Origin of the sequence: Pseudomaricurvus sp. (assembly GCF_965662505.1) — a bacterium.
Classification (GTDB): domain Bacteria; phylum Pseudomonadota; class Gammaproteobacteria; order Pseudomonadales; family Cellvibrionaceae; genus Pseudomaricurvus.
Genome location: NZ_CBFIHX010000009.1, coordinates 1 through 24,774 on the forward strand (window position 1 = coordinate 1; position 24,774 = coordinate 24,774).

Below are 24,774 nucleotides of genomic sequence, written 5' to 3' on the forward strand. Positions count from 1 at the left end.
AGAGCGTTCAAGTACTGAAAGGGCCGCAAGGGACACTGTTTGGTCGTAACAGTACTGGTGGTGCATTGTTAATGACGCCTACCCGCCCGGGGGATGCCCTTGGTGGTTATGTTGAGGCGAAAATAGGCGACTATAATCTGACAAGCATTGAAGGAGCCATTGATGTCCCTCTCACCGATGAGTTGGCAATCCGTCTTGTCGGACGGAAAGTAGATCGCGATGGTTATCAAAAGAATATTGCTGATAATGTGCTGAATGGCGAGAGGGCTCGCGGAGAAGATTCAGAAGGGCTTCGATTGAGTGTGAGTTATCAAGGCGATAGTCTGAGTAACTTAACCGTGCTGTCCTATGATAAGAATGAAATGAATTCGCCGGTTCCTCAAATTAGAGCATTGAATACATCAACTCAGGGTGGAAGCACTATTAATACATTCTTCCCTGAATATGTTGGTGCTCTTCAGGAAAATGTGGATCGTGATGATCCCTGGAGATTTAAATCCGACATCCGTGCTAAAGATTCAATTGAAAACACCTTTGCTTCAAATACTTTTGAATTTGAGATTACGGATGGCCTGTCTATTAAAAATATTCTGGGTTATCGAAAATTAAAAGCCTCAACAGGAAATGATGCGGATGGCACAGCATTACCCGTTGCTGGTAGCGTGGTGTCCACTTATGATCCTACTCAGACTGATTATGTGGATAATGGCTATGGGTTGGGTATCACCGGCGCAGATTTGAATCCGGTTGAGGCTGACCCGACTATTTCAGAGCAATACACTGCTGAGTTGCAGCTGCTGGGCAATTCTTTCGACGAGCGTTTAGATTGGATTGTGGGCGCTTACTGGTCAAAGATGGAGGGTACTGCTAGCCAGGAGTTGCAACAAATTGGCGCACGTCTTGATTTTCCGGGTTTTGCCTGGCCGGGCGTATACGAAACCACTGCAACTTCAGCATTGAATACGGGTTATGCGGTCTTTGGTGAGGCAACTTATCACTTTTCAGATGCGTGGTCTTTGACGGCTGGATTACGTCAAAGCTGGGATGAGCGAGAGTTGACCGTTCGTAAATTTGCCAGTGCACCATTTGGTGGCTATCCGGATAATTTACCCTGCGCAGTGACTGGACCTGGTGGAGCCGTGTTGACCGAGTGTGCTCGTACAGTCAGTGAAGAGTTTGATAAACCAACAGGCCGAATTTCCGTTAACTATATGCCTAGTGATGGAACGCTTGTGTACGGTAGTATTTCGACGGGCTATAAAGCGGGCGGTTTCAATTCCCGTGGTGTTGATGACGCGACACTCGAGCCGTTTGAGCCAGAAACTGTAACCACTTATGAGTTGGGCAGTAAAATCGACTGGAATATTGGGGGCGCACCCGTACGTACTAACCTGGCGGTCTATCTGCAGGACTACGAGGATATCCAGCAAACCAAGCCTATTGATGTGAACGGCACCTTGGCAACACAAACCGTGAATGCAGCCAAGGCCCAAATTAAAGGGTTTGAAGCTGACATCACTGTGTTACCGACAGATAGTTTGTCTTTGAGTTTTTCATATTCGTATGTGGATGCAGGGTATGATGAGAATGTAGCCAGCGTCCCAAATGGTAGTGGCGGTCTTTACGAATTTGATACATCAGATAATGATTTTGTCTACATTCCTGAACAGTCCCTGACTGCCTCGGCAACTTATACTTTCCCAATGGATGGTGATTTGGGTGAGATGTCGCTGACGGCCAGCTACTACTGGCAAGATGACATGACAACTCATGCTTTGGCGGGTGACTTTAGTCAATTCCAGAGTGGTGCTATTGCTCCGGCGGCGCGCTGGACCGATGAAAACGTTGCCTTGGCAGAAAGCGTTTCTCAAGTGGATTCCTACGGTGTCTGGAACCTGCGTTACGATTGGCGCAACATTATGGGCTCGAACTTTGACTTTGCGGCCTACATGAACAATGTTTCTGACGAACAATATGTGCTGGGTGGATTGAATGTGATCGATGTGTTCTACACCGGTTATACCTACGGTGCTCCACGTACCTTCGGTGCCTCAGTGCGTTATCAGTTCTGATCGTTAAGTAATGTTCATTCCCCTGCGGGAGAACAACTTTGTTGTTCCGCAGGGGCTTTATAGAAAACCTGGTAAGATAAAAACCTGATAGGCGGCCTGGCTGTTTTTTTTGGGTTTACCCCTATTTTTCTTCGCGAGCCGAATCCTAGTCGCGCTCTCCTTTGTCTATTGCCTTCACTGCAGGGCTAGATCATTTAGTTATACCCGCCTCAATAATATCTTCAAAACTACTGGATGCCCTACCCATTGTTTCTCATTTGAGATGCATGAATTGTCTCGTTGTGTAATGCAGATTGACCCAATTTTAAATAGACAGTACTGTTGACTATATATACATAATCCGAATAAATAGTGTTCTAATAATTTAGTTTTTGTCTATTAACTTTTTAAAACTCATGGCGATAACAAGCCATCAAATAGCCGATAAGAGCTCTGAGTTTTCTTAGGTACGAGGTTTCCTGTTTGATTTGTGGGTTTCATAAGATGTAACTCATCAGGTTGTGATAGCTGACACCCGCAATAAGACACCAATAAGAGAGAGAGTCATAATGAAAAGTGAAAAGTATCAAACCGAAAGTCTGAAGAAGTCTTCCAATAAGCCCTTACAGTTTGCGAGCCTGGCTTTGGCCATTGCGTCTGCCAACTGTATTCCTGGCGCTGTAGCTCAGGAGCAGGGACAAGGATTTGGTTTCCTGGAAGAGATTGTTGTAACCGCTCGTCGTCGTGAAGAAAGTCTGCAGGATATTCCTGTCGCCGTGACCGCGATGGATTCCGAGGCTTTGCGTTCTCAGGGTGTTGGAGAGTTGAGTGATCTGGGTACTCAGGTTCCGTCTTTGCGTATCTCCAATGCGGGGGCGTCAACCAATGACCCTATTATTTCTCTGCGCGGTCAGCGCCCTACGACTGCGGGTCTGAATCAGGAAGCTGCAGTTCCCATGTATTTTGGCGATGTAGTGATGACCCCGTCTCAGGGTAGCAACCTGGCGATGTACGATCTGCAAAGTGTGCAGGTATTGAAAGGGCCACAGGGAACTCTGTTTGGTCGTAACAGTACCGGTGGTGCCATTTTGGTTCAGCCTAAAACCCCCGGTGTTGATATGGGTGGCTATCTGGAAGCTACCGTGGGTGATTACAACAAGCGAGGCGTGGAAGGTGCTGTTGATTTGCCCGTAAGTGATGTCCTGCAATTCCGTTTGGCGGGTCGTATGATCGATCGTGACGGTTATCAGGAAAACGTTGCTGATAATGCCTTGCATGGTGACGATTATTGGGATGAGCATTCACGCAGCTTGCGTTTAAGCACCAATCTGGAGATCTCGGAAAACCTGAGCAACCTTTTGGTGTTGTCTTACGACAGAAACGAAATGATGGCTCGGATTCCCTCTCCGATTGTGTACAACAACGAGACTGGCCTAGGTGGTCTGATTGGTTCCATATACGGTGCTGGAGATATTCAGGATGCGGTGGCTGCGGCTAATGCGCGTGATGAGTTTGACATTGCTACCGATATGCGTGCGAAAGAGATGGTTGAGAACCAGTTTGCCGCCAACACAACTGAGTTCCACATTAATGATAACCTGACTGTGAAGAACATTTTTGGTTATCGCAAAATGAAGCTGGTCACCTCGGCTGACATCGATGGCACTGCGTTCCCTCTGTTTGGTGCGAGGACTTCGCCTACCGACAGTGTCACTTATGACCCAAGCACCACAAAGAGAACCTCCGAGCAATTCAGTAATGAGTTTCAGTTGCTGGGTAGCTACGATCAGGTGGATTGGATTGTCGGTGGTTATTGGTACGAAATGTCCGCCACTGCTGAAGATTATTCACAGGTCTTCGGTGTTAACCCGGCAAATCCGACAATCTGGATGCCACAGCGTACCCCTAACGGCGACGTAAAAAATGAAGCGTTGGGCTTGTTTGCTGAAGGGACTTACACGTTTAATGAAACTTGGTCGACGACCGTGGGTATTCGTCAAAGTTGGGATGAGCGTTCTGTAACTGCGCGGAATTATACTTCCAGTGTTGGTGGTGCTCCTACTGGCGCCAATAACTTGCCAGTGTGTGCCATGACCGATGTAGACGGCAACCAGTTGCCTGCTAACGCTTGTGAACGTGAAGAGAGCGCTGACTTTGACAGCCCTACCTGGAGGGCGTCACTTAACTACACGCCACGTGATGGTCTGTTGATGTACGGTAGTGTCTCCACGGGTTATCGTGCGGGTGGTATCGATTTGCGCGGCACCGATAACGTATCGTTAACGCCGTTCGATGAAGAAACTGTTATTACTTATGAGTTTGGTCATAAGGCTGACTGGGAGTTGGGTTCTGGTTCCTTGCGTACCAACCTGGCGGTTTATTTGCAGGAATACACAGATATCCAGAAGACCGAGTCCGCCCTGAAGGGGGGTACGTTCGGTACGCAAACGGCCAATGCGGCTGAGGCCGAAATTAAGGGTCTGGAGCTGGAAGCAACTTACTTCCCGACCGCTAATCTGTCCTTTAACCTGTCGTATTCCTATGTAGATGCGGAGTATAAAGAGTGGGATAAGGCAGTTCAGACTTCTACCGGTCTCGCTACTGTTGATTATTCAGATGCTAAGTTTACCTATATTCCTGAGAACTCTCTGACGGCGTCGGCAAAGTATACCTTGCCACTGGATGTCAGTCTGGGTGAAGTGACCATCATGACCAGTGTTTACTGGCAGGATGAGATGGATACTGTAGCGGATGCGTTCAATTATGCGTCTAAAGGTTGGAGTGCGGGGACCTATCAGAAAGCTATGGGCGCCAGCACTGCTGATGACTACGCTGTTTGGAATTTGCGTCTGGACTGGTTCAACGTGATGGGCTCTAACTTTGATGCTGCGGCTTATGTAAATAATGCTACGGATGAAGCTTATGTTGTCGGTGGTCTGAACGTGCTGGATTCTTTGGGTTGGGCTTCTGCCACTTACGGAGCTCCCCGTACCATTGGTGCATCTCTGCGCTATCAGTTCTAAGTTCGAAGTGTGAGTCGTCAGATCGGGTATTCTCCGGTCTGACGGCGCCTTCTCTCCATTTCATGATTTGGGCGACAGTGGGTTACCACTGTCGCCTTTTTTTGTTTGTAGGATTTGCGCTTTAACTGTGCGCGAGAGCCCGGATTATCGCCTATACATATAAACAACACTGTCGTACAATAAGTGAAAGATGTGTAAATTTTGATGCCATTTTGTTGGTTGCTTTTGTGAGTCGGTATGGGCATCCGCCAGCGATGCAAAGGTATAGCACAAATCGCATAAACAGTTGTGGTGATAAGGAGAATAAGATGTCCGAAGCGTTCATTATTGATTCTGTAAGAACCCCCCGAGGCACGGGCAAAGTGGGCAAGGGCGCACTGGCTCATATGCATCCCCAGCACTTGGCTGCCACTGTGCTGAAGGCGCTTGCTGATCGCAACGGTTTCAATACCGCAGATGTGGATGACGTTATCTGGGGCACCAGTGCCCAGAAAGGGCTGCAAGGCGGGGATATGGGCCGCATGGCGGCTCTGGATGCGGGGTACGATCCGTCTGTCAGTGGTATCACCATGGATCGCTTTTGTGGCAGTGGCCTGTCAGCAGTCAATTTTGCAGCAGCCCAGCTGATGTCCGGTATGGAACAGCTGGTGGTGGCCGGTGGCACGGAAATGATGTCTCACATCACCGATTTTGGCAATAAAGAGCGCGAGGCCGGTCTGCGTATTCCGGGTGTTGGTCTGGGAACTGGCAACCTGCGCCTGCAAGCCAAGTACCCGCAATCCCACCAGGGGTTGTGCGCTGACGCCATTGCCTCGATGGAAGGCATTAGCCGCGAAGACCTTGACGCGTTTTCGGCTGAAAGCCAACGTCGCGCGGCGATAGCCATTGAGAATGGCTATTTTGACAAGTCAATTGTTCCCGTTCTCGATGATGACGGCAAGCTGGTGTTGGATAAAGATGAGCATCCTCGTCCGGGCAGTACCGCTGAGAAATTGGCGGAATTGGAGCCCAGCTTTGCCAAGCTGGCTGACATGCCATTGGATAAAGACGGCACGACCTTCCGCAAAATGATTAACTCCCGCTATCCCGATCTGGATATTCAGTGTGTGCATCATGCGGGCAGCTCTTCCGGTGTGGTGGACGGCGCTGCGGCCATGCTGTTGGCATCCGCTGAGTATGTTGAACAGCATGGATTGAAACCCCGTGCCCGCATCATTGCGACCGCGAACATGGGTGATGATCCGACGTTGATGTTGAATGCACCAGTCCCGGCTGCCAAGAAAGTATTGGAAAAAGCCGGTCTAACAAAAGACGACATCGATTTGTGGGAAGTGAACGAAGCATTTGCCGTTGTGGTTGAAAAGTTTATCCGTGATATGGACATTGATCGCGACACGATCAATGTGAATGGCGGTGCCATTGCTTTGGGTCACCCTATTGGTGCCACAGGTGCTGTGTTGATTGGCACGGTATTGGATGAGCTGGAACGACGTAATCTTAAGCGCGGCCTGATTACCATGTGTGCTGCAGGTGGTATGGCTCCTGCGATTATCATTGAGCGGGTCTAAGCTTTAGATTGAACCCGTATTGCATAACATCACACTAGAAGATGATGAAATCTGGATATTGCTCAGAGGCAGTCAAGGAATGACTGGATAATATCCCTTGTCGTATGACCTTAATTTAAGGAATTCACATGAGTGAAGTTGAAGCACCAAAAACCAATAAGCGTCGTAGAGATCCTGAGCGAACTCGAGAGGCTATTTTGGAGGTGGCTGGTAAACTGTTGGCCAGTGATGGACCCGAAGGGTTGAGTGTGTCAAAGGTTGCACAGATGGTCGGAGTGAACCGCGGCACGGCTTATCATCATTTCCAAACCCGCGACCAACTGTTGAGTGCGACTGTTTCCTGGGTGAGTGAAAAATTATGTCGTGAGTCTTTTGGTGAGGCTGATTCTCTGTCGCCTGCTACCAAGATGCGTCCAGGACAGCTGGCGGAAAATCTGGCCAAATTTGCCATTGAGAATCCAGAGTACGGCCGAGTTTGGTTGGTATCGATTCTGGACCCGGTAAAGAGGGCGCAGGATCCGTACTGGAAGCGTTATACCGCGATGATGGAAAGGTTTCTAAAATCGGACCGGGCGGAGCCGGGTATTGATACCGAAGTTCATGCGATGATGATGGTCGTCAGTTCCGTACTTTGGCCGGTTTGGTCTGGTGCAAGTAAGAGTAGTGATACAGAGCGAGATCGTCTGGTGAAACAGTTCACGGGTGAAGTATTGAGGCTTAACTTGAATGGCATCATCAAGGGCGGTCAATTGCCCGATTATGATGATGACGAAGCTGTGCACGAAGAAATTAAGTGGTAGGCCTGGAATTTATAAAACCAGGTGTGTTTCAGAATCAAGCGATGATTACAGTGTCGCTGTTATAGAAAAGTGCAGAATTTGGCTGCAGGAGTTTAAAAATGAGTGATCAGTTTACAAAAATGATGCCTTGGCCAGAGATGGACTTCTCTGTGTTTGGTGAAGTAGAAGAAAAAGCGGTTGGTAAAACTCAGGCGTATGTCGCCAAGGCCATGCATCGTAACTGGGCATCTATTCCCCATGTAACCCATAACGACGATGCGGATATCACTGAGTTTGAGTCACGTCGTAAAGCCTGGAATCAGGCGAATCCAGACAAAAAACGTACGTTGTTACCGGCTTTGATGAAGGCCACCGTCGCTGCGTTAAAAGAATACCCACAGTTCAATACGTCTTTAAGTGCCGATGGCACCAAGCTGTTTCAAAAGCATTATTACCACATTGGCATTGCGGTGGATGTTCCCAGTGGTTTGCTGGTACCTGCCATTAAAGATTGTGATAAGAAAACCGAAGACGAGTTGGCTGCAGAGCTGGCCGCGACATCAGAAAAGGCTCGTACTAAAGGCCTGTCGATGGCGGAGATGTCCGGTGGTTGTTTCACCCTGTCTTCACTGGGACACATTGGCGGCACCAGCTTTTCGCCAATCATTAATGCTCCAGAAGTCGGTATCTTGGGTATTACCCGTGCTCGCAGTCAGTTTTTACCCGATGAAAATGGTCAGCCGGAATTGCGTCAATTGCTACCTCTTTCATTAAGCTACGATCACCGCGTGATTAACGGTGCAGACGCCGCGCGTTTTGTACGTTTCGTGGCGGACTTTTTGGCTTCTTACGAATTCAAGTAAGAGGCAAGCTGTCTAAAACAACTTCTGTGCCTGTATTAGGGGGCAGAAGTTGTGGTCTGTCAAAGGATTACTCATAGGTTAATTGAGACATAAACTCTTAGATAATACTCAATAGCCTATAACGCAGAACAGCATTCCAGCCTGATTATCTTCAGTTCTTCGTTCTGCACCTGACCGGGTTTAACACTGGGCTGCATGCAGAAATTAGAGCGATCGTCATCAAATGACAGACTCCCTACAAGTTTCAACTGCCTTTCATCATAAAAATTACTGTTGAAAGGAAAGGTCCGTGTGAGTCAAATTTGAGGGTAGGGGTAAAACAATGAGTGAAGAAACTTCAGAATACCTGTCGAAACCGGTACTGGTTACAGGCGCCAGCGGATTTATGGGCAGTCATATTGCCCGCAAGCTGGTCGAGCAAGGGCGTAAGGTCCGGGTTTTGTTGCGCAAAACCAGTAATACCGAAGCGGTGAAAGACTTACCCGTGGAAATTTTTTATGGCGATGTGCTGGACTCTGAATCCATGCGTCCGGCCATGGAAGGCTGTGGAACGGTCTTCTACAGTGTCGTCGATCCTCGCTTTTGGTTAACCGATCCGGCCCCTATCTATCGCAACAATGTTGAAGGCCTGGTAAATGCCATGGAAGTGGCTCTGTCCGTTGGTATTGAGCGTTTTATTTTTACCAGCAGCATGGGAACTTTGGGTTTTAATCCCGACGGCCCAGTGACGGAAGACATCGAATTCAATTGGCGTGACAAGGCTTCGCCTTACATATTGGCGCGCTTGGAAGCAGAAGTGCAGTTGTTGAAATACGCCAAGGAAAAAGGTCTGCCGGGTATTGCCCTGTGTGTGGCTAATACTTATGGACCGCAAGATTATCAGCCTACCCCACACGGTGGTGCTCTGTGGGAAGTGGCTAGCGGGAAAATGAAAGCCGCGCTGGATGCCAGTGCGCCTTCAGTGGACATTCGCGATGCAGCCGATGCGGCTTTGTTGGCTGAAGTACACGGAACAGTGGGTGAGCGTTACATCATCGCTAACGAATACATCAGCAACCGGGATTTCTATGGTGTTGCTACTGCTGAATACGGTACTCAGCCACCCAGGTTTATTCCCTTAAAGCTGGCTTATGGGATCGCTTGGGTGACCGAGCGAGTGTTTAAGTTAATGGGCCGCAAAGATTATTTGGTCAGCACCGATGCTGTGTATTTGTCCAATGCATTTAAGGAAATGGACAACAGTAAAGCACGTCGGGAGTTGCACTGGAATCCTCGACCTGTGGCTGAGACGGTGAAAGATGCGTTGGCGTGGTACGCGCAAAGAGAGAGAGATACGAATGGCTCTTAAAAGTCACGCCTTTAAGAGTGATTAAGACAGCTCAGTTGGGTGTACGCTTGTCTTCGCTTGTATCTAGATGACATGAAAACTTGATTCATTGGGTATTGTGGCAATTACTTACCGGAGATTGGTTGACAGCCAGCTTGGCGAGAACCAATATTCTTCATTGAGTGAACGACACTGATGTCTATTCGAATAATCATAAAAATAGAGGGCGCAGGGTGCGTAAATCCAGCAAAGAAGTAACACGCGAAGCCATATTAACGGCAGCACGAACCGTGCTCGCATCCGATGGCCCTGAAGCGCTTAAAGTATCCAGAGTTGCCAGCCTGGCTGGTGTCAACCGGGGTACTGCCTATCAACACTTCCAGACTCGTGAAGACCTCATCCATGCGACGGTCGCGTGGGTTGGCGAGCACCTCTCTAATACCGTTTTCGGCGATGTTGAATTGAATGAAGAGGGTGAGGCTAAAGAGCTTAAGCAGGGCGATATCTATAAAGTCATTTCCACACTGGTGAATTTTGCGGTGGAAAATCCGACCCTGGGACGGGTTTGGCTGTTCGAATTGCTAGCGTCTGAAAACCCGGGCGAAGATGCTTTTTTCCGCAAATTTAAACAAACCACAAAACAGTTGGCGGAAAGTCAATTCAGTCAGGATGGTATCGATGTTGAAGCTTTGTCAGTGATTGCTTTGTCCGGATACTTTATTTGGCCTGAGTGGGTCAGAGCCCATGCGAATACAGATGATGAGCGCGAAGCTATGGCTGAACGTATGCGTCGTGAAATGCTGCGTTTGTTTCTTCATGGTGTTCTAAAAAATGAAGAGTTCCCTCAATTTGAGGACATTCTTAAAGGCGCCTGAAGGCGCCTTTGTTGTCTCTGTGACGCAATTATAATTCGCGCTGATCTTGTTAGGCTGGAGAGTTGTAACGGACTTCTCGGCGTCCTTTCCCCTCTGCGCCGCTCCTTTGCCAAGCTGTCAAAAACAGGTCTTATCAGGCCGTTTGTCAGGTTTTTCGGCGCCCGAAATGATGGGAATATTAGGGCGATTAGTATATATTAAACAACAGTGGTGTTTATATGACGCGCATCTGTAATTTTAAGATCGGGCTTGCCTGGTAAGCCATTCAATGTAAGGAATTGATAATGACCGAATCTGCAAAAGTTGCCGTAGTCACTGGCGGTGCTTCCGGTATTGGAGCCGAAGTGTGCCGCTTTTTGGCCAAAGACGGCAACGATATTGCTATCTGGGATCTCAACGAGTCGCTGATGGCCGAGATTGCTGAAGAAATCAAAGGCATGGGTGTGCGTGTCACAACCGCTGTTGTTGATGTTTCCAGCCGTGAATCTATTGAGGCTGGCGCAGCAAAAACCCGCGCTGACTTGGGTCCAGTTACCATTTTGGTGAACAGTGCCGGCATGCACTCTACAGCGCCACTGGCTGAAATTGACGATGCCACCTGGAACAAGGTCATGGCCGTTAACCTGACCGGCTCTTATCTGGTAGCGCAAGTTCTGGTTCCGGATATGGAAGCTGCGGGTTGGGGACGTATTGTCTTTATTTCGTCTTCCAGCACCCAAACGGGCTCACCCAATATGGCAGCCTATATCGCTTCCAAAGGCGGGGTGATTGCATTGACCAAAGCGCTTGCCGTTGAATTAGGTCCCAAAGGCATTACTGTTAATAACGTACCTCCGGGTATGGTGGTTACACCGATGCTGAAAAACTTGGAATCCCAAGGTGGTTTGGGCCCCGGTGGTGCTGAAGCTTTGGGTCAACATTTACCGGTACGTAAAGCAGGTAGACCTGAAAACCTGGCAAAAGCGGTTTCCTACCTGTGTTCTGAAGACGCAGATTACGTTACCGGTCACACCTTGAGTGTGAACGGTGGTCGTTACATGAATTGATCAGGCGTCACCTTGAGCCGCTAACGACTGTTTTATTTTAGGTAGAGAGAGGATTACAAATGAGCGATTCACAAGCTCTTGCGGGCGTCCGCGTACTGGATCTGACCCGTGTTCTGGCTGGCCCTATTTGTGGTCAGATACTTGGTGATCTGGGTGCGGATGTGACGAAAATCGAACGCCCCGGTGTCGGTGATGATGGCCGTATGTATGGTTTTTCATCCTTGACAGACAGCGAGGGTAACAAAACTCGTGAATCGGCGTTTTATTTGACGGCGAACCGTAACAAGCAATCGGTGACCTGCAATATCTCAAAGCCTGAAGGGCAGGAATTGATTCGTCGTTTGGCGGCTGACAGTGATGTTCTGATAGAGAACTATAAAGTCGGTAACCTCAAGCGTTACGGCCTCGACTATGAAAGTCTGAAAGAAATTAATCCCAAGCTGATTTACTGTTCCATTACCGGCTTTGGCCAAACGGGTCCTATGGCGACTCGCCCTGGCTATGACGGTCTGTTTCAGGCTACAGGTGGCATGATGGCAGTAACCGGACATCCAGAAGGTCAGCCAGGCGCTGGCCCCTTGAAAGCTGGTCCGAGTCTGGTTGATGTGTTTACCGGTCACAACGCCGCGCTGGCGATTTTAGGTGCTCTTAATCAGCGTCATAATACCGGTGTTGGTCAGTACATTGATGTTGCCCTGCTGGATTGTTCCGTGGCGATGACTTCCCACATTATGCAGGACTATCTGGTATCCGGTAATGCGCCGCCGCGTTTGGGTAATGGCGGTAATGGTGGCGGTCCAGCGGATCTGATCAACTGTTCAGACGGTATTATCTACATTACAGCGGGTACCGATGAGCACTGGCGTCTGCTGTGCGAATTGATGGAGCGTCCGGATTTGTTTGATGATCCGCGCTTCAACTCCAATCCCAAACGCGGTACTAACCGCAATGAGTTGGTGGCTATCATCAATCAGTGGAGCATGGGCTGGAAAGCCGCAGATCTGCTTGAGTCTCTGGACGGTATTGGCTTGCCCGCGGCACGTTATAACGAATTGCCGGAAGTGTTTGATGATGTTCAGGTTCAGCATCGAGAATTGAAGGTCACTGTACCGCATCCGGTTTCTGGAGAAGTGACGATGCTTGCGAGTCCATTGGCTTATATGTCGGGATCACCGATGAAATACCAGGCACCTCCGACGATTGGTCAGCACACGGATGAAATCCTCAGTGCGCGACTGAACATGTCCGCCGACGAGATCAGCCGTTTGCGTGAAACAGGCCTTATCTGAATCGATTACAGAACAGGGTAGAATTCCAATGAAAGTAGCAATTATTACCGGCGCTGGCAGCGGCATTGGCTTGGCCACCGCAAAACAAATGCACGAAATGGGAATGGCCATTGTTGGTGTAGGTCGCAGCCAAGACAAACTCGACGCGTTGGTATCCGAGTTGGGCAACAGTGATCGTGTTGCCACAATCTCCGTGGATATTACTGCGGTAGACGCGCCCAAAAAAATCGTGGATTTCGCACTGGAGCGCTTTGGCCAGATCAACTTCCTGGTGAACAACGCAGGCATCGGTGCACCAAAACCACTGCACGAAACCGATGACGAAACTCTGGATTATTTCCTCGATATCATGTTGAGAGCGCCATTCCGTTTGTGTCGCGATGTGATTGGTCACATGAAAGATGGCGATGCCATTGTCAACATTACCTCGACCTATGCCGTCATTGGTGGTCGTCGTGGTGGCGCCTATTCTGCTGCGAAAGGTGGATTGGCTTCACTGACCGAACACATGGCTTGCGAATACGGCCCACAAGGTATTCGCTCCAACTGTGTGGCGCCTGGGGTGACCATGACCGATATGGTGAAAGAGCGCATGAATGATAAGGCGTTCCGCCGCACAAATATTGAAACTACACCATTCCCTCGTTTGGGCACAGCGGAAGAAGTCGCCGGTACGGTTGCGTTTCTTTGTTCTCCAGCGGCTGGTGCTATCAATGGTCAGCAGATCGTAGTGGATTGTGGTTGGACCTCAACCAAGTATTTGTCTCAAGCGGTGCTAGATCTGGATTAATACAACCAACAGTCTAAGTCGGAGGAGAGAGTAAATGAGTAAAGGTTCCGTAGAAGAGCGTTTGGCAATTCGTGAGTTAATTGAAACGTTCGCGGTAGGCGTTACGACCATTGACCCTGAATTGTGGGCCAGCACCTGGGCTGACGAGGGCTGTTGGAAAACGCCTTCAATGCCAGCCCTTGTCGAAGGCAAAGAAGCCGTGGTCGAAAAGTTCAAAGAGATGATGGCTTATGTCAAGTTTATGAGCATGAGCGCCATTCCATCGCCCACAGATCTTGTTTTCGATGGTGATAAAGCCAAAGGGCGTGCCTATTGTCGTGAACTGATCTTTCCAAAGGCGGGTGGTCAGAAAATCGTCATTGGCTTCTTCGATGATGAATACGTGAAGCGCGATGGTCGCTGGTTGTTTACCTCTCGAATTTATACCGTCATTGGTGCCGAATAACTGCTGAGACGATTACCGGCCTGAACACCGGGGAATAATAAGAGGACTATGTATGGCAGAGCAATCTGGGCGTTATACACTTCCTGCGGACACCCGTCTTGCAGAAAGCTGGAGCATGAAGCGCATCACCCAGCCCAGCCGCTTGTTTGGTGCGAATGGTATTCGGACCGGACAGGATGGCCGTATTTATGTGGCACAAGTTTCTGGTAGCCAGATCAGTGCCGTGGATGTTGATAGCGGGGAAGTGAGTACCGTTAGCCCGATGGGTGGTGATATCGTTGGCCCTGATGACTTGGCGTTTGATGATCACGGCAACATGTTTGTCACCGAGTTTACTGAAGGTCGGGTGAGCGTACTTGAAACCAACGGTAAAACGCGCGTTGTTCGCGCTGAGATGCCTTCTGCCAACCCCATTACTGTTTTCAATGGTCGTTTATTTGCCGGTGAATGTCGTCCTGATGGTCGCATTATGGAGCTGGATTTGTATGGCGGTGAGCCACGCATCATTCTCAATAATGTGCCCATGCCTAATGCGATGGAAGTGGGTCCGGATGGCAAGCTGTACATTCCTATCATGGGCACCAACGAAATCTGGCGAGTCAGTCTCGATGGCGGTCAGCACGAAGTGGTGGCCACAGAACTGGGCGTTCCGGATTCTGTTAAATTTGATGCTCAAGGATTTATTGTGTCCACGCAGGTGGGTAGTGGGCAGGTTTTGCGCATTAACCCGAATACCGGAGAGAAAACGGTTTTAGCCGATGTGGCGCCCGGTTTGGATAACTGTACTTTTGTCGGCGACCGATTGTTTGTATCCAGTATTTCTGGTCAGATCAATGAAGTATTGGCGGATGGAAAACTGCGGTCTCTGGTTCCTGACGGTATGCAATGGCCTTTGGGCTTGGCCGTGGATGAAAACGGCGTATTGTTTATTGCCGACGGTGGTTACACTTATACCATGACGCCTGACGGTGCGCCTCAGTGTGTGGGCATGCTGTTTACTCCGGGGTTTCCTGGTTATACCCGCGGTGTGATATCTATCGGTTCCGGGGAATACATTGTGACGACGGCTAATGGTCAGGTCTCACACTGGAATCCGGCGAAGATGGAGAGTGAAGTTCTGGCCGAAGGCTTTGATCGCCTCTACGGTCTGGCTCGAACGGACAGTGGCGCTGTGGTTTTTGCTGAAGGTGGCGGAGGACGTGTCCTTGCGGTTAAAGATGGACACGTCGATGAGCTGGCCACCGACCTTAATGAACCTATGGGCGTGGCACTCACTTCAGGTGGTGAGGTTCTGGTTGCTGAGAGTGGAGCTGGACGAGTCGTGAAACTGGTGTCCGGTGGAACTGAGGTTGTGGTCGATGAACTGCACACACCGCAGGGTATGTTGGTGGTAGACGATAAGCTGTATATCGTTGATGCTGGCGCGAAAGAGCTGGTTGAGTTTGACCTCAATTCCAGCTCTCGTAGTCTCATTGCCACAGACTTACCGGTGGGGCCACCAGAAGGTGTGGTGCCTAAACCTCTACAAGCAGTGCCACCCTTGTCGGGACCGATGGGGCCCTTTGCCGGTATTGCTGTAGACTCTCATGGCACGCTTTATGTGTCTGCGGATGCTGACGGCAGCGTGCTGACCTTCTCTGCGAATCGGTAAGTAATGAGAAAAAATAAGTAAGTAATGATAAAAAAGGCCACATTGCTTCTGCATTGTGGCCTTTTTTTATCGCTTGATGATGTTATCTTGCATCAAGACCTTGTTTGCCTTTAGGAATAGGCAGACGCAAACTATTTTGCATATAGGCGACAGTTTTGTATTGCCCGGCAATCACCGTCAGTTCGATCAATTCACGTTCTGAATAGACTTCGGCCAAGTCGGCCCAGGTTTTATCGGTAATCATAGAATCGAAATGCAGCTCTTCCATGGCGCGAATGGTGGCACGGTCTTTTTTGTTCCAGCCTGCAGCAGATGACCCTTCAATCATCCACTCGATTTCTTCGGCGGAAATGCCATTGCGTTTTGCGATGACAACATGCGACCCCCATTCAAACGGAGCTTGTGACAACCAGCCAATACGCAGAATGGCCAGCTCGCGATCTCTGATGGAAAGGTCGCATCCTGACAGAAATTGTTTACCCACGCCCAGATGCGCCAGGTAAAGTTCTGAATGACGGATCAGAATTTCAAGACAGTCAATGTCTTCACGGGGTTTGCGCACACCATCCACAACCACCATGCTAATCTCGTCCAGCGTCTTTTGTTGAGCCTCGGTTCGCTCTTCCGGTGCCAGAGGCGGGATGCGAGGTGGTTGACCAAGAATATATTCTTCACGAGCGGAGGTGTCGGGGGTGAGCGTTTGGAATTGACTGTTTGGGTTATTTTTATCTGACACGGAAACGATCCTCAGGCAAACTGGATAATGACTGGCATAGTAACATTTAATCTTCTAAACATTTAACCTTCTATAAGGTACCTCATGACTTCCCATCTGGATAAACCCGAGTACTACGATGAATCCTTTGAAAAAGTTGATTTTTCCGCTTGCGAGATAGACTCGGTAGAATTTGAAGAGTGTACATTTATTGATTGTAACTTTAGTGAAGTGATATTTAATCGTTGCAACTTTGTAAGTTGTGATTTCAATAAATGTAATTTGAGTGTGGCCAACATCCAGTACAGTAGGTTATTTGAAGTGACTTTCTCTGATTGCAAACTGGTGGGTATCGACTGGACCAAGATCAATTGGTCAAAGTTATCATTTACGTCACCGGTTAATTTTCATCACTGCATATTGAACGATTCTTCTTTTTCAGGATTGAGTTTTCAGGAGTTGGTTATGGAGGGGTGTAAAGTTCACAACGTCGACTTTCGGGATGGTGATTTCAGCGAGGGAAATTTCACCTACTCCGATTTTACAGGTTCCCTTTTTAACAACACTAACTTAAGTCGCGCGGACTTTTCTGAAGCAACAGATTACGATATTGATGTGTTGAATAACAAAATCAAACACGCAAAATTCAGTCGATTTGAAGCGGTCAGATTGTTGGAAAGTCTTAATATTGAGCTGGTTAATTGACGCGTATCGCAATAGTGCCGTAATAGCTGCGTAATTATGGTTTAATGGCCGGCTTACTTTTTCGGGGAATCGAACTCAGTGACTCAAGCTATTTCATATACGCAGGGCCCCGTGGGGCGTCAGCTTTACCGATTGGCAATGCCCGGAGTATGGGGGCTCGCAGCGACCCTCACTTTTAGTGCCGCAGATGCGTTCTTCGTCGGTCAGTTGGGCAGTCACTCGTTGGCAGCGATGAGTTTTACGTTTCCGGTCGCGCTGCTGGTCACCACTATTGCTGTTGGGTTTGCGACAGGTGCGTCTTCTGTTTACGCACGTTTACTAGGCAATGGCATGCGACCTGAGGCGCGACGTGTGGCTGCTGACACTCTGGTTCTAAGTGTGTTTGTTTCCCTGGTGGTCATGCTTGCGGGTTGGTCACTGATGAATCCGACCTTTCAGTTGCTGGGTGCAGGTCCTGAAGTATTACCCCTTATTGAAGCCTATATGTGGCCTTGGTATTGGAATGCCCCGTTTTTTGCCTGTTCGACAGTCATGGCCTCAATACTACAGGCATCCGGTCACACCAAAGTGGCGGGAATGATGATGGTGGGGGCCGCGCTGGTGAACATTATTCTCGATCCTTTATTGATCTTTGGGTTAGGTCCCTTCCCGCGAATGGAGATTGCCGGTGCAGCCTGGACAACGGTATTTTCCCGCGTTTTGTTGGTGGTGGTTGGTGCGTATTTTGTGGTGTGGCGGTATCAACTGATCAGCCTGCCTCATGTCAATTTGACGCCCTTACTGAAGTCCTGGCGTTCGGTTTTGCATGTCGGTTTGCCTTCTGTTGCGACGGGCGTAGTGGTGCCAGTGGCAGGCAGTATTATTCTCATATTGGTTGCCGGTTACGGTCCGGATGCCGTTGCGGCACTGGGTGTAGTGCAGCGTCTTGAACCATTATTACTGATTGTGTTCTTTTCCTTGTCAGGGGTGGTGGGACCGTTCTTTGGTCAGAATATGGCCGCGACCCATCGCCATCGGCTGGATGAAGCGGTGCGGCTGCTCTTTAAATTCAGTATGGTCTTTAGCGCCATTGTCGCCTTGGTGTTGTGGCTATCCGGCCCCGTCATTGGCAGTTGGTTTTCCGATTCGGAAGAGGTGATTGCCGTAGTGGCGCTCTATTTCGTCATTATGCCGATCAGCTATGGCTTCATAGGTTTGTCTATCAGTGCCACATCGGCTTTTAATGGCATGGGTAAGCCTTTGCCGGGCATGGTGTTGTCGATGTTACGGGTGATTGGTTTTAATGTGCCTTTTGCTTTGGCTGGCCAGTGGCTCTGGGGTTTACCGGGTTTGTTTTTAGGTGTTTCTCTGGCGAATGTGTTGGCGGGCGGACTGAGCCAAGTCTGGATCAGCCGCGCATTAAAGAAAATGGCTTGAAGCTGTTTGCAGTCAGTGTAAGCGGCTACAGTTTGATCAGACATCATCACCGCTGAGCTGATTCGACAGTGCCCGCCCGGCCGCGGCCATTGCGCTCTGCAGTTCCGGCAGCCCTTCGCGTTGAATGGCGCTGCCGATACCAATGGCTACCAGTGCGTGGCTTAATTTATCGCGGCTTTTCCAAACCGGTGCTGCGAGTACCGTAACGCCGGAAATGTAATTGCCGGAATCAATCGCAAAACCCTGTTCGCGGGTTTGCTCAACCTGAGATTTCCACTCGTCAAACGCGGGCGCATCATCCCAGCGCAAGGTGTGAAACCTCGTTTCAATTTCTTCTTCCGAGTGATTACCGAAGGCGGCAATGCAGCGGCCAGTGGCGCTGATTAACGCCGGGAAACGGCTTCCCACCTGGGCGCTGATCTGAAAGCTGTTGCCATTAGCTTGAGATGTCGCCACCACAACGATGTGCTCCAGACCCACAATATGTACACCGAGCATGGTAACCCCAAACTGCTGGCTGATGCGTTCCAGGAAGGGTTGTGCGAGGTCAGTGAATTGATTGCGTCTGAGCCAATGGCGAGCCAGTGTCAGTACGCCAGCTTCCAGTGCGTAGCGTTTGGTGTCCGGATCGAAGGAAACCAGCTCTTCTACAACCAGAGCCCGCAGGACGTGCAAACAGGTGCTGGGCACCAGGTTCAGTGTGTTGGCAATGGTCTGCAATCCCAGAGATGAATCGCTTTTTCCCAGCAGCCGCAAAATGGCTGCTGCGCGAGCAATGGCGGGCGCTTTGCTGGTTTTTACAGATTCGGCAAGTTTCCGATCTTGTGTGGTTTTTGAAGACATATTGTTGAGCTCGTTTGGTCGACTGGGATGCCAGTTTGTTCCCTTTATTCTAACATTGCATATATAAAATACAATTCTATATTTACAATAATCTGAGTTTGTGAGATTGTTTGGTTTCTAACAATAAACACCAATGTTGAATGGTTGACTAAATGGCTAAGCTCACAGACTACACTTCCTATGCCGATGCCCAGGCTCACGCCAACTCCACGGCTCTGTGGGAATTGTTTGATGGCGATAAGGAATACCTCAATATCGCCAATGAATGTATGACTCGCCATGCCGATGGCAGTGGTCGCACAGCCGTGCGAATAGCCCACGACAATGGCGCTGACGAAATTCTGAGTTTCGACGAGATCGCTACCCGCTCAGCTCAGTTTGCACACTGGTTGGTAGAGAAAGGCATCAAGCCGGGTGACCGTATTGCTTTTATGCTGGAACCTTCGCTGCCGTTTTACACCAGCTTGTTTGGGGCCATGATGATGGGCGCAATCAGCGTGCCCTTGTTCACTCTGTTCGGCCTTGACGGTCTGCGTCTGCGTGTCGATGACTGTAAGCCCAGTTTGTTGGTGACTAACGAAGAAAAACTCGGGATCGCGGAGCAGGTTGAAGGTCTGAATGTGGTTGTTGCCAACGACAGCTTGCTGGAAGAGATCGGTCATTATCCGACATCCTTTGAGGCGCAATCCAAAGCCAGTGATCTGGCAGTGTTTCAGTACACGTCCGGCACGACCCGTGAATTACCGGCTGCGGTTAAGCACACTCACAAATCGCTGGTGACGTTAATGTTCGCTGCCCTTTACGGGACTGGCATTCGTCCGGGAGATGAATACTTCTGTCCATCCTCTCCTGCCTGGGGTCACGGCTTGTGGCATGGAACCCTGGCACCTTTGGCGATGGGGGTGACTACCGGTACCTTTGCCGGTCGCTTCGACGCCGAGCGTTTGATGAAAGCGATGCAGGATTACAAGATCACCAACATGTCGGCTGCCGCCACACATTACCGCATGATGAGAAACTCCGGCACCGCAAACAAGTTCACTTTTGCCATCAAGAAACTGTCCTTTACCGGCGAACCTTGTGATTCGGCAACGCTGGATTTTATTGAGGACACTTTCCACGTTCCTGCCTGCAGCATGTACGGCACCACCGAAATTGGTGTTGTATTGGTCAACTTCCCGGGAGCAGAGGATTACGAAGTTCGTCCAGGCTCCCTGGGTAAACCGATTCCGGGTCTGAAACTGGAAGTCCAGCGCGCGGACGGTACACCGACATCGCCGGACGAAGTGGGTGAGTTGATGTTGTGGAAACGCGATCATTGGGAAACCACCAAAGATCTGGCTCGTGTGGATGCCGACGGTTATCTGTATCACTGCGGCCGTGCGGATGATGTCATCATTTCTGCCGGTTGGACCATGAGCGCTGTCGAAATTGAAAACACCATGCTGAAACACGAGAACGTGCAAGAGGTCGCCATCATTGGTGTGCCGGATGAGGCACGTGGTCAAGTTGTCAAAGGCTTTGTGGTTTCCGATCGTTCGGAAAGCGATGAGTTTGTCAAAGAGTTACAGAATTTTACCCGAGAGCGATTGGCTCAACATGAGTTCCCACGGGTGATTGAATTTGTGAATGAGCTGCCGAAAACGCCAGCAGGCAAGGTTCATCGCAAAATTTTACGTGACCGCGAAGCTGCGAAAGCAGCAGTGGCCAGCAATTAAACTGAGGAGAAGAGAGAATGTCTACCAACAAGTTTCCAAAAATTACTGAAGAAGGCCTGGCCTCTCTTCGCGAGCGTATCGGGGTTAAAATCACCAATACTATTGAACCGTGGAACTACGAAGCCACTCGCGATGCGATTCGTCACTACGCACATGGTATCGGCGATAACAACCCTTTGTGGTGTGATCCAGAGTATGCCAAGAAAACCCAATATGGTGATGTCGTCGCACTGCCAAGCTTTATGTTTACCACTAGCCGTATTATCTCCGGTTACTGTGGTGGTCTGTCAGGCGTTCACGCCATGTGGGCCGGTGCTGACTGGAACTGGCACAAGCCGGTTCTGCGTAACGACACCATTACCACCGAGGCTTACCTGAAGGATTTGGTTGAGCACAACACCAAGTTTGCCGGTCGTGCGTTCCAGCAAATTTACCACGTAGATTTCTACAATCAGGACGGTGATCTGGTCGCAGATGCGGACAGCTGGGTATTCCGTACCGACCGTGACGAAGCTCGTGAGCGCGGCACCAAGTACACCGAAGCTCGTGGTCGTGTTGAGCCTTTCACCGATGAGCAGCTGGCTGAATGGGGTAAGTTATACGACGAAGAAGAAATTCGTGGTGCTGAAAAGCGTTATTGGGAAGATGTTAACGAAGGCGATGAACTGCCACGTATGATGAAAGGTCCAATGACGGTAACCGGTTTCATCTGTTACGCTCAGGGCTGGGGCGGTCTGTATATTCGTGCCAACAAACTGGCTCACGAAATGCAGAAGAAGCATCCGGGTACTGGTATTAAAAACCGTTTCAATGTGCCTGACTGCCCTGAGCGAGTTCATTGGGATGAAGAGTTTGCTCTGGAAGTTGGCGCACCTGGTGCTTACGATTACGGTCCCGAGCGCTGCTCCTGGTTGACGCATCAGGCGACCAACTGGATGGGTGATGATGGCTTTCTGCGTAAGAGCAAGAGCGAAATCCGTCGCCATAACCCGGATGGTGATGTAATCTTTATCGACGGAACTGTGACTCGCAAGTGGGTTGAAGATGGCAAGCATCTGGTTGAAATCAAGCAGGTTGCCAAGACCCATCGCGATGAGTTGTCTGCTCAGGGGTATTCTATTGTTGAGTTGCCGACTCGCGGATAATACGTGAGGTAAAGGTAAGTTAAACAATAATGGCGGTTCCTTATTCTTCTAGGAACCGCCGTTTTTATTAAAAAATATTCTGCAGCACAATGTTATATTGATAGCGTATTTTTCAATAAAAACTGAACGAAACGTTCACTGAAATAATCATAATAAAATGGATTGCTGTTCTCGAGGCAATCTTCATACAGAGTTGTCACTGACTGCAGGGTTGCCCATCTATGCAAGAAGAGAATGACGCCCCAACCTGGGATGGTCCTTTACAGGGAATCAGAGTTCTGGATTTTACGCGCGTACTGGCGGGGCCTTCGGCTTCTCTGGCGCTGGCGGATCTGGGTGCAGAAATTATCAAGGTTGAACCACCTGGAATCGGTGATGAAACCCGTACCTTCCCGCCGTTTCGCAATGGTGAAAGCCACTACTATCTGAGCATCAATCGCGGCAAGAAAAGTATTGTGATTGATTTAAAGACGGAAGCGGGTATTAATTTAGCGAAAGATCTCGCATCGAAGTGTGACGTGGTCATTGAGAATTATCGCCCAGGAGTCATGGATCGTTTGGGGTTAGGTTATGACGTATTGTCAGCCATGAATCCGAAACTGATTTACTGTTCCATTTCTGGTTTCGGGCAGGATGGTCCAATGCGTGACAGGCCTTCGTTTGATATCGTCCTGCAGGCGTTGTCTGGCGCGATGAGTATCAATGGTGAGCAGGGTGGAGCGCCAACCAAGATGGGTATTCCGTTAGGCGACTTGATTGGTGGAATAAACGGTCCGATTGGTATTTTGGCGGCACTCCACGAGCGGAATACCACAGGCCGCGGTCGTCTTATTGATGTCAGTCTTCTGGATGGCATGATGGGAATGCTGGGGTATTTGGCTCAGATGGCCTTTTTCTCAGGAGAAGACCCTAAGCCACAGGGTTCTCAACACCCCAATCTGGTGCCTTATGGCAGTTTTCCCGCAGCCGACGGCTCTATCATTATTGCCTGCTTAACGAACAGTTTCTGGGTGCGTGTCTGTCAGGCGCTGGGCTGCCCTGAGCTTGCTACAGACCCTCGGTTTGACATGATTGAGAAGCGGCGCGATGCTCGAGAGTTGGTCAATAGTATCGTGTCAGACTTCACGCAACAGAAGACAGTTCAGGAGCTGGTAGACCTCTTCAATGAGTTTCAGGTTCCCAATGCCCCTATTCTGGGGATACACGATGCCTTATCTCAGCCTCAGGCGGTTGCTCGTAACATGGTGGTTGAAACAGAGCATCAGTCATTGGGTAATATTCCGATTGTGAACCGACCGATTAAATTTCCTGGCGATGAACAGCCAGTGCCCTCTGCGCCGCCAGTTTTGGGGCAGGATACCGATGGCATTCTCAAGGACGTGCTGGGTATGAGTGAGGCTGATATTCAGGCCCTTAGAACCGCTCAAACAGTCAATTGAATTGGTTGTTATTTGATCAAAATTAACCTGTATTAGGTTTCTGTTGATGCTCGTGGTGATTTGACCCTGTGTCCATGACTTCCCCGACTTTAGAGCATAGAATCTGGAGCATAAAACTTGCTCGGCAAGTGATGTTCAAAGACAAAATACAGCAAAGAGACAGGGGTAAAGCATGTCAGAATTGAGATTTGATGATCGCGTAGCGGTAATTACTGGTGCCGGACGAGGACTGGGTCGAGCCTACGCTTTGCTTCTTGCGTCCAAAGGGGCCAAAGTCGTTGTCAATGACCCCGGTGTCAGCATGAAGGGCGATGGGGTAGACGCAGGGCCGGCGGAAGAAGTGGTTCAGGAAATCAAAGCCGCCGGTGGCGAAGCCGTTGCCAATACCGATTCAGTCGCGACCCCCGAAGGTGGTCAGGCCATGATTGATACGGCGCTGAGCAACTACGGACGAGTTGACATCCTGATTCACAACGCTGGCATTGTGCGTCGTGCCACATTGGATGAGATGAGTATTGACGACTTTGAAGATGTACTCGATGTCCATTTGCGCGGTGGTTTTCATGTGGTGCGCGCAGCGTATCCACACATGAAAAAGGCTGGCTACGGTCGCATCGTGATGACCGGTTCCATCAACGGTCTGTACGGCAACGCTGGCGCTGCCAATTACAGTGTGGCCAAAGCGGGCCTGCAGGGCTTGTCCAATGTGGCTGCGATTGAGGGCGAAGAGTTTGGCATCAAGAGCAATGTGATTCTGCCTGCAGCGGTGACCCGTATGTCTGAAGGCGTCGATACCAGCGCCTTTCCGCCGATGGATCCGAATCAAGTAGCACCGGCGGTGGGCTGGTTGGCTCATGAGTCCTGTTCAGTCACTGGCGAAATGCTGATTTCTGCTGCTGGTCGCGTGGCCAGAGCCTACTCAGTTGAGACACCAGGGGTTTACCAACCAACCTGGACTGTCGAGCAGATCAGTGAGCAGATGGAGAATATCCGCAATGCGGATGAGACGCAGGTATTTGACCCCGTGCCACTCGGCCATATTGATCATCTGAAGTTCAGCTTCGCCATGGCCAGTAAAAAATAAAT

At 49.7% G+C, this 24,774-nt stretch carries 20 protein-coding genes; 18 read left to right on the forward strand and 2 right to left on the reverse strand.

Translation table 11 applies throughout. The features are described from left to right. The 12 genes from ACTG33_RS02145 to ACTG33_RS02200 form a co-directional block, all read left to right on the forward strand. Positions 1-2,072 (forward strand): TonB-dependent receptor (locus ACTG33_RS02145; protein ID WP_439133531.1); only part of this gene is annotated, 2,072 nt, incomplete at its 5' end. A 548-nt stretch (positions 2,073-2,620) separates the two neighbouring features. Continuing rightward, positions 2,621-5,074, forward strand: a complete 2,454-nt coding sequence (locus ACTG33_RS02150; RefSeq protein ID WP_439133532.1) for a TonB-dependent receptor — start codon at positions 2,621-2,623, stop codon at positions 5,072-5,074. Positions 5,075-5,382: 308 nt separating this feature from the next. After that, positions 5,383-6,642, forward strand: coding sequence for an acetyl-CoA C-acetyltransferase (locus ACTG33_RS02155; protein ID WP_439133533.1), 1,260 nt, complete (start codon positions 5,383-5,385; stop codon positions 6,640-6,642). 128 nt (positions 6,643-6,770) lie between these two features. Continuing rightward, complete coding sequence (locus tag ACTG33_RS02160; RefSeq protein WP_439133534.1) at positions 6,771-7,442, forward strand: TetR/AcrR family transcriptional regulator; 672 nt, start codon at positions 6,771-6,773, stop codon at positions 7,440-7,442. 98 nt (positions 7,443-7,540) lie between these two features. Then, the gene (locus ACTG33_RS02165) at positions 7,541-8,284 is read left to right on the forward strand and encodes a 2-oxo acid dehydrogenase subunit E2 (RefSeq protein ID WP_439133535.1); all 744 of its coding nucleotides are present in this window, start codon (positions 7,541-7,543) and stop codon (positions 8,282-8,284) included. A gap of 322 nt (positions 8,285-8,606) precedes the next feature. Further along, complete coding sequence (locus tag ACTG33_RS02170; protein ID WP_439133536.1) at positions 8,607-9,632, forward strand: NAD-dependent epimerase/dehydratase family protein; 1,026 nt, start codon at positions 8,607-8,609, stop codon at positions 9,630-9,632. Positions 9,633-9,844: 212 nt separating this feature from the next. Then, on the forward strand, positions 9,845-10,486 hold the full coding sequence (locus ACTG33_RS02175) for a TetR/AcrR family transcriptional regulator (protein WP_439133537.1): 642 nt from the start codon (positions 9,845-9,847) through the stop codon (positions 10,484-10,486). A 284-nt stretch (positions 10,487-10,770) separates the two neighbouring features. After that, positions 10,771-11,532 carry an SDR family NAD(P)-dependent oxidoreductase gene (locus tag ACTG33_RS02180; protein ID WP_439133538.1) on the forward strand — a complete coding sequence of 254 codons (762 nt, stop codon included), beginning with the start codon at positions 10,771-10,773 and terminating at the stop codon, positions 11,530-11,532. Positions 11,533-11,591: 59 nt separating this feature from the next. After that, the gene (locus tag ACTG33_RS02185; RefSeq protein WP_439133539.1) at positions 11,592-12,821 is read left to right on the forward strand and encodes a CaiB/BaiF CoA transferase family protein; all 1,230 of its coding nucleotides are present in this window, start codon (positions 11,592-11,594) and stop codon (positions 12,819-12,821) included. 28 nt (positions 12,822-12,849) lie between these two features. Next, entirely contained in the window at positions 12,850-13,611 is a 762-nt protein-coding gene (locus ACTG33_RS02190) for an SDR family NAD(P)-dependent oxidoreductase (protein WP_439133540.1), read from the forward strand. Between the two features lie 34 nt (positions 13,612-13,645). Further along, positions 13,646-14,056, forward strand: coding sequence for a nuclear transport factor 2 family protein (locus ACTG33_RS02195; protein ID WP_439133541.1), 411 nt, complete (start codon positions 13,646-13,648; stop codon positions 14,054-14,056). Between the two features lie 52 nt (positions 14,057-14,108). Then, complete coding sequence (locus ACTG33_RS02200; RefSeq protein WP_439133542.1) at positions 14,109-15,707, forward strand: SMP-30/gluconolactonase/LRE family protein; 1,599 nt, start codon at positions 14,109-14,111, stop codon at positions 15,705-15,707. An 82-nt stretch (positions 15,708-15,789) separates the two neighbouring features. Here ACTG33_RS02200 and ACTG33_RS02205 read toward each other — a convergent pair whose 3' ends face one another. Then, positions 15,790-16,443: a carboxymuconolactone decarboxylase family protein gene (locus tag ACTG33_RS02205; protein ID WP_439133543.1), complete on the reverse strand. Its 654-nt coding sequence runs from the start codon at positions 16,441-16,443 to the stop codon at positions 15,790-15,792. 84 nt (positions 16,444-16,527) lie between these two features. On the opposite strand from ACTG33_RS02205, the gene ACTG33_RS02210 reads away from it, so the two are divergent. Next, positions 16,528-17,127, forward strand: coding sequence for a pentapeptide repeat-containing protein (locus ACTG33_RS02210; RefSeq protein ID WP_439133544.1), 600 nt, complete (start codon positions 16,528-16,530; stop codon positions 17,125-17,127). Positions 17,128-17,238: 111 nt separating this feature from the next. Then, positions 17,239-18,543 (forward strand): MATE family efflux transporter, encoded by a 1,305-nt coding sequence (locus tag ACTG33_RS02215; RefSeq protein WP_439133545.1) that lies wholly within the window; start codon positions 17,239-17,241, stop codon positions 18,541-18,543. Between the two features lie 36 nt (positions 18,544-18,579). On the opposite strand, the gene ACTG33_RS02220 is transcribed toward ACTG33_RS02215, so the two are convergent. Next, a complete protein-coding gene (locus ACTG33_RS02220; protein WP_439133546.1) occupies positions 18,580-19,386 on the reverse strand; it encodes an IclR family transcriptional regulator in 807 nt (268 codons plus the stop codon). A gap of 152 nt (positions 19,387-19,538) precedes the next feature. On the opposite strand from ACTG33_RS02220, the gene ACTG33_RS02225 reads away from it, so the two are divergent. The 4 genes from ACTG33_RS02225 to ACTG33_RS02240 all read left to right on the forward strand — a co-directional run bounded on the left by ACTG33_RS02225 (position 19,539) and on the right by ACTG33_RS02240 (position 24,772). Then, a complete protein-coding gene (locus ACTG33_RS02225) occupies positions 19,539-21,104 on the forward strand; it encodes an acyl-CoA synthetase (RefSeq protein WP_439133547.1) in 1,566 nt (521 codons plus the stop codon). Between the two features lie 17 nt (positions 21,105-21,121). Beyond that, positions 21,122-22,249 (forward strand): FAS1-like dehydratase domain-containing protein, encoded by a 1,128-nt coding sequence (locus ACTG33_RS02230; protein WP_439133548.1) that lies wholly within the window; start codon positions 21,122-21,124, stop codon positions 22,247-22,249. A 221-nt stretch (positions 22,250-22,470) separates the two neighbouring features. Beyond that, positions 22,471-23,688, forward strand: coding sequence for a CaiB/BaiF CoA transferase family protein (locus ACTG33_RS02235; protein ID WP_439133549.1), 1,218 nt, complete (start codon positions 22,471-22,473; stop codon positions 23,686-23,688). Positions 23,689-23,860: 172 nt separating this feature from the next. Then, on the forward strand, positions 23,861-24,772 hold the full coding sequence (locus ACTG33_RS02240) for an SDR family NAD(P)-dependent oxidoreductase (protein ID WP_439133550.1): 912 nt from the start codon (positions 23,861-23,863) through the stop codon (positions 24,770-24,772). The last annotated feature ends 2 nt before the right edge of the window (positions 24,773-24,774 follow it).

Excerpts from the sequence above, each read along its gene's own strand:
- ACTG33_RS02165 (WP_439133535.1), top strand. The coding sequence starts at position 7,541 with ATGAGTGATCAGTTTACAAAAATGATGCCTTGGCCAGAGATGGACTTC.
- ACTG33_RS02150 (WP_439133532.1), top strand. The coding sequence starts at position 2,621 with ATGAAAAGTGAAAAGTATCAAACCGAAAGTCTGAAGAAGTCTTCCAAT.
- ACTG33_RS02190 (WP_439133540.1), top strand. The coding sequence starts at position 12,850 with ATGAAAGTAGCAATTATTACCGGCGCTGGCAGCGGCATTGGCTTGGCC.
- ACTG33_RS02155 (WP_439133533.1), top strand. The coding sequence starts at position 5,383 with ATGTCCGAAGCGTTCATTATTGATTCTGTAAGAACCCCCCGAGGCACG.
- ACTG33_RS02195 (WP_439133541.1), top strand. The coding sequence starts at position 13,646 with ATGAGTAAAGGTTCCGTAGAAGAGCGTTTGGCAATTCGTGAGTTAATT.
- ACTG33_RS02210 (WP_439133544.1), top strand. The coding sequence starts at position 16,528 with ATGACTTCCCATCTGGATAAACCCGAGTACTACGATGAATCCTTTGAA.
- ACTG33_RS02170 (WP_439133536.1), top strand. The coding sequence starts at position 8,607 with ATGAGTGAAGAAACTTCAGAATACCTGTCGAAACCGGTACTGGTTACA.
- ACTG33_RS02235 (WP_439133549.1), top strand. The coding sequence starts at position 22,471 with ATGCAAGAAGAGAATGACGCCCCAACCTGGGATGGTCCTTTACAGGGA.
- ACTG33_RS02200 (WP_439133542.1), top strand. The coding sequence starts at position 14,109 with ATGGCAGAGCAATCTGGGCGTTATACACTTCCTGCGGACACCCGTCTT.
- ACTG33_RS02180 (WP_439133538.1), top strand. The coding sequence starts at position 10,771 with ATGACCGAATCTGCAAAAGTTGCCGTAGTCACTGGCGGTGCTTCCGGT.
- ACTG33_RS02230 (WP_439133548.1), top strand. The coding sequence starts at position 21,122 with ATGTCTACCAACAAGTTTCCAAAAATTACTGAAGAAGGCCTGGCCTCT.
- ACTG33_RS02185 (WP_439133539.1), top strand. The coding sequence starts at position 11,592 with ATGAGCGATTCACAAGCTCTTGCGGGCGTCCGCGTACTGGATCTGACC.
- ACTG33_RS02240 (WP_439133550.1), top strand. The coding sequence starts at position 23,861 with ATGTCAGAATTGAGATTTGATGATCGCGTAGCGGTAATTACTGGTGCC.
- ACTG33_RS02225 (WP_439133547.1), top strand. The coding sequence starts at position 19,539 with ATGGCTAAGCTCACAGACTACACTTCCTATGCCGATGCCCAGGCTCAC.
- ACTG33_RS02220 (WP_439133546.1), bottom strand. The coding sequence starts at position 19,386 with ATGTCTTCAAAAACCACACAAGATCGGAAACTTGCCGAATCTGTAAAA.
- ACTG33_RS02160 (WP_439133534.1), top strand. The coding sequence starts at position 6,771 with ATGAGTGAAGTTGAAGCACCAAAAACCAATAAGCGTCGTAGAGATCCT.